Annotated in this window: 14 protein-coding genes; 5 read left to right on the forward strand and 9 right to left on the reverse strand. The window is 60.6% G+C overall.

The features are described from left to right. Nucleotides 1–4: 4 nt before the first annotated feature. From ABJ363_11840 to ABJ363_11880, 9 genes are all read right to left on the reverse strand, one after another. Nucleotides 5–1,003 (reverse strand): GDP-mannose 4,6-dehydratase, encoded by a 999-nt coding sequence (locus tag ABJ363_11840; protein ID MEP4379684.1) that lies wholly within the window; start codon nt 1,001–1,003, stop codon nt 5–7. After that, nucleotides 1,000–2,001: an SDR family oxidoreductase gene (locus ABJ363_11845; protein MEP4379685.1), complete on the reverse strand. Its 1,002-nt coding sequence runs from the start codon at nt 1,999–2,001 to the stop codon at nt 1,000–1,002. Before ABJ363_11845 ends, ABJ363_11840 begins: the two co-directional genes overlap by 4 nt. 60 nt (nt 2,002–2,061) lie before the next feature. Then, nucleotides 2,062–2,793, reverse strand: coding sequence for a transaldolase (locus ABJ363_11850; protein MEP4379686.1), 732 nt, complete (start codon nt 2,791–2,793; stop codon nt 2,062–2,064). A 32-nt stretch (nt 2,794–2,825) separates the two neighbouring features. Further along, nucleotides 2,826–3,413, reverse strand: coding sequence for an HAD-IIIA family hydrolase (locus ABJ363_11855; protein ID MEP4379687.1), 588 nt, complete (start codon nt 3,411–3,413; stop codon nt 2,826–2,828). Next, nucleotides 3,397–3,981, reverse strand: a complete 585-nt coding sequence (locus ABJ363_11860; protein ID MEP4379688.1) for an SIS domain-containing protein — start codon at nt 3,979–3,981, stop codon at nt 3,397–3,399. The genes ABJ363_11855 and ABJ363_11860 overlap by 17 nt, the downstream gene beginning before the upstream one ends. A gap of 102 nt (nt 3,982–4,083) precedes the next feature. Continuing rightward, nucleotides 4,084–5,058 (reverse strand): glycosyltransferase family 2 protein, encoded by a 975-nt coding sequence (locus ABJ363_11865; protein ID MEP4379689.1) that lies wholly within the window; start codon nt 5,056–5,058, stop codon nt 4,084–4,086. A gap of 67 nt (nt 5,059–5,125) precedes the next feature. Next, nucleotides 5,126–6,022, reverse strand: a complete 897-nt coding sequence (locus ABJ363_11870; protein MEP4379690.1) for an NAD(P)-dependent oxidoreductase — start codon at nt 6,020–6,022, stop codon at nt 5,126–5,128. A 14-nt stretch (nt 6,023–6,036) separates the two neighbouring features. Continuing rightward, complete coding sequence (locus ABJ363_11875; GenBank protein MEP4379691.1) at nt 6,037–7,167, reverse strand: transketolase C-terminal domain-containing protein; 1,131 nt, start codon at nt 7,165–7,167, stop codon at nt 6,037–6,039. After that, a complete protein-coding gene (locus ABJ363_11880) occupies nt 7,154–8,080 on the reverse strand; it encodes a thiamine pyrophosphate-dependent dehydrogenase E1 component subunit alpha (protein MEP4379692.1) in 927 nt (308 codons plus the stop codon). Before ABJ363_11880 ends, ABJ363_11875 begins: the two co-directional genes overlap by 14 nt. A 330-nt stretch (nt 8,081–8,410) precedes the next feature. Between ABJ363_11880 and ABJ363_11885 the strand changes: the two genes are divergently transcribed. The 5 genes from ABJ363_11885 to ABJ363_11905 all read left to right on the forward strand — a co-directional run bounded on the left by ABJ363_11885 (nt 8,411) and on the right by ABJ363_11905 (nt 13,276). Continuing rightward, nucleotides 8,411–9,298 carry a hypothetical protein gene (locus tag ABJ363_11885; GenBank protein ID MEP4379693.1) on the forward strand — a complete coding sequence of 296 codons (888 nt, stop codon included), beginning with the start codon at nt 8,411–8,413 and terminating at the stop codon, nt 9,296–9,298. 48 nt (nt 9,299–9,346) lie between these two features. Continuing rightward, entirely contained in the window at nt 9,347–10,018 is a 672-nt protein-coding gene (locus ABJ363_11890; protein ID MEP4379694.1) for a class I SAM-dependent methyltransferase, read from the forward strand. 72 nt (nt 10,019–10,090) lie between these two features. Beyond that, nucleotides 10,091–11,662 (forward strand): radical SAM protein, encoded by a 1,572-nt coding sequence (locus ABJ363_11895; GenBank protein ID MEP4379695.1) that lies wholly within the window; start codon nt 10,091–10,093, stop codon nt 11,660–11,662. 60 nt (nt 11,663–11,722) lie between these two features. After that, on the forward strand, nt 11,723–12,733 hold the full coding sequence (locus ABJ363_11900; protein MEP4379696.1) for a hypothetical protein: 1,011 nt from the start codon (nt 11,723–11,725) through the stop codon (nt 12,731–12,733). A gap of 66 nt (nt 12,734–12,799) precedes the next feature. Further along, complete coding sequence (locus ABJ363_11905; GenBank protein MEP4379697.1) at nt 12,800–13,276, forward strand: hypothetical protein; 477 nt, start codon at nt 12,800–12,802, stop codon at nt 13,274–13,276. Nucleotides 13,277–13,284 lie beyond the last annotated feature (8 nt).

The raw sequence follows: 13,284 nt of genomic DNA on the forward strand, positions 1-13,284 counted from the left end.
CCGACTAGTCGCCCATAAACTCGAACCAACCCTTGGTCGCGGACGCGATCGAGTCGGGATCCCAGAGCGGCGCATTCTTCCAATAGTCGATATTGGCCAGAATCCGCTCAACGCCCTCTTCGAAGCTGACTTCCGGGCGCCATCCGAGTTCTTCACTTATCTTGGAGATATCCGCCCAAGTGACATCGGGTTCGCCCGGTCGCTTGGGTATGTAAATGACATCCCCACTCCCCAACAATTCGACGAGCCGGTTCACCGATTGCGGCTGCCCGGCGCCGAGATTCCAAACTTCGCCCACCCTATCCGATTCAGCGGCGGCAACAAAAGCGTTCGCCACGTCCGTGACGTACAGAAAGTCGCGGGTCTGGGTGCCGTCCCCGACAACGGTGAACGGCTCGCCGGCGATTTTCTGGCGCAGAAATACGCCGAACACCGCGCCGTAGGCCCCCGACGTGCGCGACCGCGTCCCGTAGGCGTTGAATATTCGAATGGCGTTGACCGGCAGTCCGTAGACCTCATGCCAGTGGAATGCCGCCTGCTCACCCTGATACTTGCTCAGCGCGTAGGGGTATTTCGGCTGAATGCGATGGTTTTCATCGGTGGGCGTGTCCGCCAGCCCATAACAGGACGACGACGCGGCATAGACGAACCGCGAGACCGATGCAGCGCGCGCGCATTCGAGCATGGTCACGGTGCCCTGAACATTGACCGACATATATTCTGCCGGGCGCTCGATCGACGGGACGATGTCGCCGATGCCCGCAAAATGAATCACGATCGACGCGTCATGAAACAGCGAATCATCCGGCGCAAACGCCCGGATATCCCGCTCTTCAAAGGTAACATCGGCATTGTCCGAATGCTGCGCCAGATTCTCGACGCGGCCCCCCGTCAGATTGTCGATCACGCGGACCTGGTAACCCCGGTCTACCAGCCGGTCGACGGCATGACTGCCGATGAACCCCGCACCACCGGTGACGACGGCGATCGGCGACCCGGTCATGCCGCGCCAATCGCCTTCATCGTGCGGACATTGTAGTACCGGTCATCGTCAAAACTGTCGGGCAGCAGGCCTTCGGCAAAGGCTTCGACGAGACCGCGCACCGCATCCTCGACCGTGAATTGCGGTGTGAAGCCCAGCACGTCGCGAATCTTGTCGGAATTGATGTGGTATGAGCGAATATCGTCTGTCGGCTCGACGACGATCGGAATCTCGCCCCGATCGGGATAAATCTCGCCCACCACCCGTTGCACGGTGATGGCGATGTCCATGATCGACATGTTTTCGGTGCCGACGTTGAACACCTCGTTTGCGATCTTCTCCGCCGGGGCGCTCGCCAGCAAGCGCGCCACGGCCGAATAGTCGCGAATATGCAGGTTCGGACGCAGCTGGGAACCACCAAATACGGTGATCTTTCCGCGATTCAACGCGTGGTTTGTCAGGATATTCACCGAGACGTCGAGCCGCTGACGGGGACCAAACCCGCACACCGTGGCCGGACGGAACACGACGCCGACGAATTTCTCATCCGTGTGTTTCAGCAGCAGCGGCTCGCACATGCCCTTGTACTTGTTGTAGAGCGTCAGCGGCAGGAGCGGATGGTCTTCGGTCACATCCGGCGCATCTGAAACGCCATAGACCGAACTGGATGACGCAAAGACAAAACGCGTCACACCCGCCTTCTTGGCCTCGATGACAACCGGCTCGAACGCCTCGAGATTGATCGTCGTCGACAGCTTCTCATCGAGTTCGAAGCTCGAATCATTCGAGATGCAGGCCAGATGGATGACGGTGTCCTGCCCCGCACAGGCCGCGCGCACGGCGTCAATGTCGCGCACATCCGCCGTCACCAGGGACAGGTTCGGATTGTCCGTCGGCAGGTGACCCTGCCCGTACCAGAACGTATCGAAAACCGTCACCCGATGCCCCTCATCCAGAAGGTCGGGGATCAGGACGCTTCCCGTGTAACCACCGCCGCCAAATACCAGGATGTTCTTCATGTTCGGTCCGATTTGCTGTCGTTTGAGTTCAGGCGCGGCCGGCACGGCGGCGCGTTTGATCTATGCGGAAATGTCGTAGCCTGCCGACCGAGCGTCCTGGAAGAACATGTCGACTGTTTCGCGCGAGAAGAGTTCGAGGTCCTTGCCGACACCGGAAAGTTTGCCGAGCAGGTCCGGCGTGACCGTGATGATGTGGCAGCCGCTTTGATCCGCGTGAAACACATTCAGCAACTCGCGCGGGCTGGCCCACAGGACTTCGAGCCCCGGCTTCTCTGCGGCAATTTCAACACAAGACATCATGTGCGGCACGGGATCGACGCCCGTGTCGGCGATACGGCCGGCGAACACCGAGAGAATGCCCGCGGTACCGTCCGCGTAGATATCCGTCATCGCCCGCACCTGGTCGATCGTGAACATCGCCGTCACGTTGCAGACCACACCGTCTCCGGAAAGGCGTTCGACCAAAGGTGCCGCGCTCTCGCCCTTGGTGTTCGTCACCGGAATTTTGACATTCACGTTGGGGCCCCAGGTCGCGATCTTGCGCGCCTGGCGATCCATTTCATCGAACTCGTCCGCAAACACCTCAAACGAGATCGGGCGGTCGGTGACGATTTCGAGAATGTCCCGGGCGAAGGCTTCGTAATCCGACACACCCGCCTTGCGCATCAGGGTCGGATTCGTCGTGAATCCCTTGATCGCCGGATCGGCCGCCAATGCGCGGATCGCATCCGCGTCCGCGCCATCCGCATACAATTTGATCGACAGGCCGGGTATGTCTGGGACTCGTGCCATTTGAATTAATGCCTTCCCGCCTTGCGGCTTCGTCAATCGCGCTCACGCCCGACAATCAAATCCATCGCCGAGGTTATATCCGATACAACTGCGTCAGGGGGTTGTCTCAACTCTTCGTCGTATCCGCAATCGATAAATATGGAAAAACACCCTGCGGCTTGGCCGGCATCGATATCGCGCCATCGGTCGCCGATCAGGTAACTCTCCTCAAGGTCGATTCCAAACTGTTCCGCCGCGTCCAGAAGCATGCCCGGGCGTGGCTTGTAGCGCCGGGAATCCGGGCCTTCGATCTCGAAACAGGCCTGCACATCATCCACACCAAGCGCGCTGGTCAACTGCGCATGCATGGCATCGACTTCCGACCGATCGGCCAGACCGCGCGCGACATCCGGCTGATTGGTTACGACGACGGTGAGAAAGCCGAGTTCGCGCGCGCGCTGCACTGCCTCCCGGGCGCCGGGAAGATATTCCAGGTCCGCCGATTTGCGAATCGCGTAGGGCCGGCCCTCACGAACATCGGTTCGGATCAGAACGCCGTCACGGTCCAGAAATATTGCCCGGACGAGGCCCGTTCCGGCCTTGGGTCGGCCGCCGCGGCCATCGTCACCATTTGGTGGCATAGTTCTGCAAATCCGGATGGCTGACGAGACAATGCCAGACCACGGCCTGATATCCCTCGCTGTGGGGTGTGATCCGCGCATCGTCAACGACCGGAATCACGACGACCACATCCCCGACCTTCTTGGTGTAGCCACCGTCCCGGCCGACAATTCCAAAGACCCTGGCGCCCTTGTCTTTCGCAACCTTCAGCGCCTCGACGATGTTCGCGCTGACGTTCTTTTCCGCGTTGCCGCCACCGACGGAGAACACCAAAATCGCGTCGTCCGCCGTGAGCCTGCTTGTCTGCAGCCAGGCCGCAAACACCGTGTTCCAGCCTTCATCGTTGGTCCGGGCGGTCAGCTCCGACACATTGTCGGTCGGCGCGTAGGCCTCGATCCCGCAAAGTTTGCGAAAATCGTTGACCGCATGGCCGCAATTCGCGGCGCTGCCGCCAACGCCGATGATGAACAACCGCCCGCCGCGCTCCCGCAGCGAAACCAGTTCACCAGCCATCGCCTCAATGGCTTGCTTGTCGATTGCGACCGCGATCTTTGTCGTCTCTGCGAAGTATGTGTCAGCGTGGCTCATTGTCGACTTTCAGCTCAATTGGAAAATGATCCGGGAATCCAACGCGTCGCGGAACGCGCGACGCCTCTCTGACACCTGTTAAATCCCGCCGCAGGACAAGAATCAAGGTGACTTATCCCGATGGCGTTCCAGGCCGTTGCGTTTTAGCAGCCATGCGATCGGAATGTCGGGCCCGCCGCGCCGCCGCCGGGCGCCATATCCCCACGCGACAGAACACAGCAGCCGCCAGTCGGACGGCCGGCACCAGGCAGCCCGCAGAAGCAAACGGCCGAGCGCATGGCCCAAGGCCTGCGGTCCCCTTCGCAGTGCCGCTCCCATATCACCACTTTCGGGGCCGCGAACCCAATCAAGATAGCCGCGTACCACGGCACGCGTTTTCTGCTTGTCCGCGCGCGCTTTTCCACTGAATGAATCGGGACGGCGCAGGACAGTAGACAGAGGTCGCCCGACCAGGACGGCCCCATGACGATTGGCAACATCGTAGAGCGCCGCCCAATCCGCAAACCAGTCCAGTTCCGGTCGCCAGCCGATACCTGATTCCAACGCGTCGCGGCGAAGAAAGGCGCCGCTCGATGCGAGCCACACATAGCGCCAGCTCTGAAGGGTCGCCAGGTCTTCGCCGCTGACGAACAACCGCGATGAATCCAGCCCGTACCGGTGGGTGTAGGCGGGCACCAGCTCTCCGTTAACTTCGTAGGCCACATCCGTTTCGGATGAAATAACGCCGGCATCGGGGTGAGCGATCGCCGCACGCTCGGCTTCGGCGAGCAAGTCCGGAGAAATATGGTCATCAACCGACCACCAGGCGACAAAGTCGCCATCAGCCTTCGCGAGCCCGGCATTGCCGGCGGTGACAACACCGAGATTGGATGGCTGCCAGACGACTTCCAGGTCGGGGTATGCCCGAACAGCCGTTTCAACGATGGCGCGTTGATCGGGATCGGAACCATCGTCCACCAGAATTACCTGATCGGGCGGGCGCGTTTGACCGAACACGCGCGCAAGACCGCCGGACAGATAGTCCGCATCATTGTAGTGACAAATGATGACCGAGAATGTGGGGTTGGTCGCGCTCAACGCTCTGGCCTGTTCGTCAACACCGGTTCGCGGCCGCGCAAACCCATCGACGGCGCACAGGTATCCGTCATGTCTTCAGACCCAACGTCTTGTGGACGGCGCCTATGGCCTCGTCGAGTGAGGTAAAACGGAAGCCCGGGAACGCCCGCGTCAGCCGCGTGGAGTCGAAATGCCGGTGGGTCACCGGCATCGTGCGGTCCGTCGTCACGATCTCCGGCCGATCGTCCATGGCATCGGCCACCATGTTCGCGACATCATGGAACGAATGGGAGACCCCGCTCACAAGATTGAGGGTACCGTCAAAGCGCGCCCGGACCGCTTCGATCACCAGCCGCGCCACATCATCGACCAGCACATGATCGCGGGTTTCCTCGCCCCCTCCGCCCAGAACGATCCGGCCTTCCTCTGTCGCCTGCTTGCGAAACCGGTTGGGGCCATAGGAGTTGTGGGTGTCGCGCGGCGACAGGACGAGCGTGCAACGCAGGACCGCCAGCGGCGCGTCCAGTCCCAGTGACCGGAACATGACCTCGCGTGCCAGGTGCATCACGCCGTAGAGGTCAGCCGGTGCCGCGGGTGTCGCCTCGGATACGACGCCGGGCATGAACGGATAGACCGCGTCGGAACTCATATAGACAAGATGCGCCGGCGGCACCTGTTTCAGCGCCGCCCCCACCGACCGGGCCATGACCAAATTTTTGATGAGCGTCGCCGAATCCCGGCCTTTATCGGGAGTCAGCCCGGACAGCATGATTACCGCATCGTCCGGCCGCAGAAGCGCCCCCAGTTTGTCAGGCGCGCTCTCCGCGAGCAGATCCACATCCCCCGACGACACGGCAACGACCGGCGCGAAACCGTCTTTCATGTTCTGGAGCGTTTCAACGAGGGCGTGGCCGATAACACCCCGGCTGCCGATCACGACGACCCGTCCGGGCGGCGCGAGGGTTTCGTTCATGGTCTGCGCCATCACGCTCTTCTGCCCTAGAAAGGCCCCTTGAAATAGGCGTTCGGCGTATCGATCGGCTGATCGCCGTTCATCTCGACCAGCTTCGATACGACCGCGCCCACATCCGAAGCGGACAATCCGCAGAGTTCCCCGACGGCCTGCGCGATCGATATCGAGTCCGGGTAGAAACCGGGGACCATGCCGCGCGAACTCGGGGTCGGATGATTTGCGAGCGCCATGCGACGGGGCGGCGCCTTCAATGCCGAAAACGCGTGCTCCGCCACCTGGGCGCAGACCTCGGCGCCGGTGCCGAATGCGGCCCAACTGCTGTCCACGGTCAGGAGCCGACCGGTGCGGCCCACGGATTCGAGGATCGGCGCCATATTCAGCGGACGAACCATTCGCAAATCGATCAGCTCGACTTCGCACCCGACTTCGGCGAGCACTTCGGCGGCGCGCAGCGCCTCGAGGTTCATGTAGGAGGTGCCGACAATCGTGACATCGCCGCCGGGCCTCAGGACCGCCGGGCCATCGAGCGCGGTCACGTAGTGGCCTTCCGGCACATGCCCCTCGGAATAGTGCAGCCAGCGATGCTCGATCGAGATGACCGGGCTGTCATCCTCGATCGCGGCAATCAGCATGCCCTTCGCATCCATGGGCATGGTCGGCATCATCACCTTGAGCCCCGGGAAATGACCGAAGATCGATTCCAGGCTCTGGGAATGTTCGGGCCCCTGCCCCCAGCCACGCCCGACGATCATCCGGATGACCAGCGGCACCTTGTGGCGACCGTTGCTGACATAGTGGGACTTGGCAGCATTGTTGACGATCTGCTCGATCGCGAGCAGCGCGAACTCGACCCGATGCAACGAAATGACGGGACGCTGCCCGGAGAGTGCGGCCCCGATGGCGACGCCGACCATGCCGTTCTCGGCGATCGGCATCTCGACCGCGCGGGCCGCGCCGAACTGATCGAGAAGTCCCTTGGTCGTGCCGAAAAACGACGCCGGGTCCGCGATGCCCTCACCCATCAGGAAGACCGACGGATCATTCTCCATGGCGGTCGCGAGGCCCTCGCGAATCGCATCGGCATAATTGATCAGCCGGGCATTGGCCAATGGCTCGCCGTCACCGGCCATACTGTTCGATGTGTCAGGCATAGACATGCTGCACCGCCGCGTCGGGGCCGGGTAGAGGTGCGTTCTTCGCGAACTCGAACGCCGCATCTATCTCGCGCGACAGATCATCGGCCAGCGTCGCAAGCGCTGCCTCATCGCCCGCACCGGACTGGATCAGCGCCGCGCGCGCGGCCGCGACCGGGTCGCGCCCCTTCCAGTTCTCGAACTCCTGTTCGGTGCGATAGCCCAGATGATTGTCCATGTTCGGGCCGCAATGCTCGAACCAGCGATAGGTCTCGAACACCAGGAAACTGGGGCCGCCACCTTCGCGCGCGCGGCCGACAGCCGCCGCCATGGTCGAGCACACCGCTTCGATATCGTTCCCGTCGGCCTGGCCGGATGCGACGCCATGCGCCTCGGCGAGGTCGGTGATGGGACGGTCCGGCTGGCGTTGGTTGAGCGAGGTGTAGATCGAGAACAGATTATTCTCGCAGACATAGATAACCGGAAGCTTGTTGAGCTCGGCGAAGTTCATGCTCTCGTGGAACACGCCCTCCTCGATGGCCGCGTCGCCGATGATCACGACCGCGACATTGTCCTCGCCGCGCTGTTTCATCGCCAGTGCGGCACCGGTCGCAAGCGGGATGGAACTCCCGACGATGGGCACACTAAGCTCCATGCCCACCGACGTGTCGAACAGGTGCATCGAGCCACCCCGTCCGCCGCAACAACCGGCCGCCTTGCCGTAGATCTCGGCCAGCATCGCCTTCAGGTCCCCGCCCTTGGCGAGATAGTGCGCGTGGCTTCGATGTGTGCTGTAGACCTTGTCTTCGGGCCGCAGCGGCGCGCAAACGCCGACGGCGGTCGCTTCCTGCCCGACCGACAGATGGACAGGGCAGCGCATTTCCTGATCCACATAGCGCGCCGCGATCGCCTCTTCGACGAGGCGAATGCGGAGCATGTTTTCGTAAAGTTCGGTAGGTACAGGCAGTACCACGTGCTTCTCCCAACATCGCAATGGCGTCCCGCCCCTCACACGACGCGCGGGGTCACCTCACAAAAAGGAATAAATCACCGGGATGCCAGATGAAAGGGATTAAGGGACTCGTTCAAGCACGACAACCGGTTTTACAGTCTCCAGAATGGCTGAGGCACCGGTCACACCTGGACCCGATACGGCCGCGGGCGCGGGGTATCGACATTTAGCGCGATCACACCAGCATGCTTGCGTATATTGTGTGCCCGATAGGTCCTCTCACTCGGTCAGAGACCGGCAGCGAAAAATATTGGCATGTCATATCGCGAACTACTGAACCAGAAACTGCGCGACGCCCCCGTCCACAGTGCGCCATTCCCGCATGTGCAGTTAACCGACGTCCTGCCAGAGGATGTCCTGGCTGATATCCTGGCCCATTGGCCACAGCCGGATGAATTCGAGCCTGAGTGGGGCAACTCGACGAGAGGCTGGCGGTTGCTGGTTCATGACGACAAGATTTTTGCGCCGCCCGGAGCCCGACATCAGGAGTTTTGGGAGAGCGTCACCCGATCTCATCTCACGCCGTTCATCGAAGCGCTGGCGGAAAGGTTCTCGCCATTCTGGGCGCTCCGCTACGGTGGCCCTGTCCAGCGCCTGAATGTCGTCCAGCTTTGTTGCTTTACCGCCTCGCCCGAGTTTGTGTTTCACCCGCCGCACCACCATTCGAACCACGGGCCGCACTGGCTCTTTACCGGCCTGCTCTACCTTGATGACAACGGTGGGGTCGATCGCGGCACCCGTCTGTACCGCGTCAACGGCCTCGAGACGTTCCGCGATCGGGAATTCTACAATCTGCTCGCAAATGACGGCGCCGCACCGGTCGAACCGGCGCATGATTCCGGCTTTCGCACGAACGGGATGCTTGCATTCCTGGATTCGCCGGTTTCTTTTCATGGATCGACGCCGTTCGATACCAATGTTGACGCCCGGGGGGAACGCAAGATCATTCGGATGCATGTCGCGGCATCCCTGGAGGATTTTCAGCGCGCGTTCGGTATTCCATCGCCCGACGAGTATCGGGAGGCGGTTTCCCGATACCGGGAGACCCACCAACCCGAAACGCTTGAGCCTTACCGCAACCAGATCGAACGCGAAGAACAGCTTGTGATGTCGCGGAACCAAGGTCCCGCCACCCACTACTGATTCGCGCCAGCCGAAGATACATGCCCGACCACATGCCCGATTATGACATTGCAGAAGATTAATTTCCTCGAATCCGCCCCGAAGATTGCCCGGAACATCGATGCGCGCAAAACCGACAAAGAAGAGAACCGTCGAATCGCACTCGAGTTCGGTGAAGCCTATTTCGATGGCCCCCGCGAACAGGGATATGGCGGCTATGGCTATGACGGTCGCTGGGTCGCCGTCGCGAAACGCTTGATCGAAACCTATGAGCTGAAACCGGGCCAACGTGTGCTCGATGTCGGCTGCGCAAAGGGCTTCCTGGTCAATGACCTGCTTGAGGCATTGCCGGGGCTCGAGGTCTACGGGCTCGATATCTCCCGATACGCTCTCGAACGGGCCCACGGGAGATCCAGAGGCGAACTCATCCGGGGTTCGTGCGACCGCCTTCCATTCCCGGACGCCAGTTTCGACCTGGTGCTGGGAATCAATACGATCCACAATTTGACGGAGGATGGGTGCCGCCGGGCGCTGCGCGAAATTCATCGTGTCTCGCGCGCGAACGCATTCATCCAGGTCGACGCCTACCGAAACGAGAGTGAACGCGCGATATTCGAAGACTGGATGCTGACCGCACTGACCTACAAGACCGAGAAAGGTTGGCTCGATTTATTCGATGATGCGGGGTATATAGGTGACTATTACTGGACCGTTCTGCTTCCGGACGGGCAGGTCGCCTGAAACCTCCGCCGACAAACGCGTTTGTGGAGCGTTTTCAACGGCATTAGGTGCGGCATACCGCAGGAGACAAGTATGGGTGAAATCAAGACCCCTATCGCCTTCGACGAAACCGCCGCGGCTGCGAAGAAGAAGGCTATTTCGCGCGCCATCAAACCCGACGCGAGTCTGACAACGCTCCCCCCGCTGACAACGGCACCCAAACGTATTCTGCTTATCGTCCCGCCGGGAACGATGGAGGAACATTCGGGTCGACTTTCGGGCGCAGCGGGTGAGTTGCCCATGCTTGGTCTGGCCTTTATTGCCGCGGCCCTTCGCGACCAGGGCAACGAGGTCAAGGTCATCGACTATGAGGTCAACGGCTGGCCGATGAGTCAGGTTGCCCGTGATATCGAGGAGTTCAAGCCCGACATGATCGGGATGACCATCTATGTCACCAACATGCGGCGCTGCGCCTCGGTTGCCCTGATTGCCAAGGAGGTCAATCCGGATATTTGCGTGGTGTTCGGGGGGCCGCAGGTCACCATCTTCCCGGAAGAAGCCTTTCTCAGCCCCGACGTCGACGTGGTCGTCTTGTCGGAGGGCGAGATCATCATTCGGAATGTGGTGAACGCACTCGGCGACGATGACGCCATGCGCGAGGTGAAAGGCATCTGGTTCCGTGCAGAGAATGGTGAAGTTGTCCGCAATCAGCGTGAAGGGCTGGTGGACAATCTCGACATACTGCCCTATCCCGCGCTCGACCTGTTCGATATGCAGAAATACTTCCCGCCGGTCTATATCCGCGGAAAACGGGTCGCCCACCTTCTCACCTCACGCGGCTGCCCGTTCAAATGTACCTTCTGCGAAACGAAACTCACCTTCGGGCGAAGCTTCCGTTACCATTCCACTGAACGGATGCTCCGGGAACTCGAGAAACTCGTGGCCCAGGGCTATGACGGGTTCCAGTTCTACGACGACATTTTCACGGCCAACAAAAAGCGTGTCTTCGACCTCTGCCAGGGCATCATCGACCGCGGTCTCAAGATCAAGTGGATGTGCTACTCGCGCACCAACACCGTGGCGCCGGATATGCTCGAGATCATGCGTAAGGCCGGCTGCTACATGATCAGCTTCGGCATCGAGACCGCAGACGATGCTTTACTGGATGTCATCAGCAAGGGCCTCTCGGTCGAACACAACAAAGCCGGCCTGCAGATGACCAAGGATGCCGGCATCCAGACCACCGGCACCTTCATGCTCGGACTGCCGACAGAAACCGCAGCGCAGACGCAGAAGACGATCGACTTCGCCATCGAGTTTCCCGTCGATTATGCAATCTTCGGCATCACCGAGCCTTTTCCCGGAACCGAGTTGTGGGTCGATGCTCAGAAGTACGGCTATTTCGACACGTCGGGCAAATACCGCAACGCGCTCCTCTCAGAGAACGCGGCCGTGTGGATTCCGAACGGGCGGACCCGCGAAGAACTCAAGGATTTCGTCGAGAAGGCGATGTGGCGTTTCTATGTACGCCCGAAATCGATCTGGCTCGGCCTGCAAAATTTCCTGCAGCTTCCGCCAGGTCGCGCCTTTCGGTATTTCTGGGCCGGTTTCGTGTTCTTCGTCATGGGGCGCCTGAAACCCTCGCATCTGGCGCAGCGGAACTAGACTCCTCTGCGCGCGCGTGCGCCGACACGCGTCTAGAGATCTGGCCTACGGGAAACTCTAATGGTCGTCGATACCGAAATCTCAGCTGCTGACCAGCTCACCCCCAACCTCATCCACCCGGCCGCACTCAGCCAGACCGAACGCGTAAACCTGGAGACTTGCCGGGCGTCGCTTTGGGCGAGTGAAGTACAGGTCGATCCCTGGCCGCATTTCGAGGTGGATGATGTACTGCCACCGGACGTGTACGCCAAGGTGATGGAGAATTGGCCCGAGACGGAGGCGTTCGACAATCTGCCGTCATTGGTTCCCGGTCAGGAAATGCACTACATCATCGTGGAGGACGGTCGCCAACCGTCCACGATGAGCGAGTCCAAAGCGGCGTTCTGGCGCGAGTTCACCGACGCCTGGGCCTATCCGCTGGTTCTGGCCAATCTCGAAAAATTCGTTTGGCAGACTGCCCTCCGTTTCGATGGCTTCCTCAGCCGTGTCTCGATCCAAACCTTCAACCTGATGCATCACGGCCCGGACTATGCGGGCCAGGACCCGCACAATCACTACAATCACAACGTCAATTGGCTCTTCACCTTCCTGATTTATGTCGGCGATGAAACGGACCCGGGGGCCGGAACCGGCCTGCATCGCATCGTCGATAACGACTGGTATCTGAAGGATCTGCGGGCGCTCGACTATACGGTCCCGTTCGGATCACCGATGCAGGGAACGGCGCTCTCCCGGCGTTCGGAATTCAGGGGCAACAAGCTGATCTCGATGATCGATTCCCCGGTAACGCTTCACAGCGGCACCCCCCCTGCGACACCGCCGACGGGTCTCAATCGCAGGATCATACGGTTCCATGTGGGTGTGCCGAACGAGGATATCGAACGCGTCTATGGGTGCAGCCGGCAGGATTTCCTGAAACACTTCTCGGAACAATCCGTCGAGGGCAGGATGCGAGAAGGCATCCTGCGCGACATAAACATCTCGCGCCTTTCGACCAATCCGAACAAGCATCGCGAACTGACGGCAGAAACTCAGCTCGTGCTCGAAGCACGCCCGCCGCTTGCCGGGTAGAAGGTCCGGGCTTCCGGTTTCGGCTGTGTACAAATTCTCGGTTCGCAAGAAAGTCGCGGCACGCGAATGACCAGAATTGAAGTTGAACCCTATCCGCATGCGGTCGTGAATGACGCCATCAACAATCACACCCGATTCTCGATTCTCGACAACTGGCCTGCCCGTGACGCATTCAGCCCCGAGATCGAGGGCAACAATGCCTGCTGGTTTAACGACACGCCCCCACCCAAACCCGTGCATGACCTGCTGCGAACCGAGATCGGGCGTCTGGCACAATCCGTCATGACGGCATTCGCACCCTGGGCGCATTGTTTGGACCGTTACGGGGTCAGCGAAGTGGAATATTGCGAATTGCACCCGATCGGCACTTTGGCGACTGATCCAAGAGCGCGTGAATGGGCCGAGATGGACCTGCAGGCATTGCGCGCTCCCGTCCAGCGGGACTGGACGGGTTCGGTGAACATCATGCTGGCGGAAGAGGACAAGCTCGTCGGCGACGATCGGCCGATTGAGTCAACGAATCCAAGCCTGTCGGTTTCGTAGGACTGTTC

It is taken from the genome of Alphaproteobacteria bacterium (assembly GCA_039980135.1).
Classification (GTDB): Bacteria; Pseudomonadota; Alphaproteobacteria; order UBA6615; family UBA6615; genus UBA8079.

What these genes read in the sequence shown, in the direction of transcription:
- ABJ363_11900 (MEP4379696.1), top strand. Translation starts at nt 11,723, where the DNA reads ATGGTCGTCGATACCGAAATCTCAGCTGCTGACCAGCTCACCCCCAAC.
- ABJ363_11895 (MEP4379695.1), top strand. Translation starts at nt 10,091, where the DNA reads ATGGGTGAAATCAAGACCCCTATCGCCTTCGACGAAACCGCCGCGGCT.
- ABJ363_11875 (MEP4379691.1), bottom strand. Translation starts at nt 7,167, where the DNA reads ATGTCTATGCCTGACACATCGAACAGTATGGCCGGTGACGGCGAGCCA.
- ABJ363_11845 (MEP4379685.1), bottom strand. Translation starts at nt 2,001, where the DNA reads ATGAAGAACATCCTGGTATTTGGCGGCGGTGGTTACACGGGAAGCGTC.
- ABJ363_11850 (MEP4379686.1), bottom strand. Translation starts at nt 2,793, where the DNA reads ATGGCACGAGTCCCAGACATACCCGGCCTGTCGATCAAATTGTATGCG.
- ABJ363_11870 (MEP4379690.1), bottom strand. Translation starts at nt 6,022, where the DNA reads ATGGCGCAGACCATGAACGAAACCCTCGCGCCGCCCGGACGGGTCGTC.
- ABJ363_11885 (MEP4379693.1), top strand. Translation starts at nt 8,411, where the DNA reads ATGTCATATCGCGAACTACTGAACCAGAAACTGCGCGACGCCCCCGTC.
- ABJ363_11860 (MEP4379688.1), bottom strand. Translation starts at nt 3,981, where the DNA reads ATGAGCCACGCTGACACATACTTCGCAGAGACGACAAAGATCGCGGTC.
- ABJ363_11855 (MEP4379687.1), bottom strand. Translation starts at nt 3,413, where the DNA reads ATGCCACCAAATGGTGACGATGGCCGCGGCGGCCGACCCAAGGCCGGA.
- ABJ363_11880 (MEP4379692.1), bottom strand. Translation starts at nt 8,080, where the DNA reads ATGCTCCGCATTCGCCTCGTCGAAGAGGCGATCGCGGCGCGCTATGTG.
- ABJ363_11905 (MEP4379697.1), top strand. Translation starts at nt 12,800, where the DNA reads ATGACCAGAATTGAAGTTGAACCCTATCCGCATGCGGTCGTGAATGAC.
- ABJ363_11840 (MEP4379684.1), bottom strand. Translation starts at nt 1,003, where the DNA reads ATGACCGGGTCGCCGATCGCCGTCGTCACCGGTGGTGCGGGGTTCATC.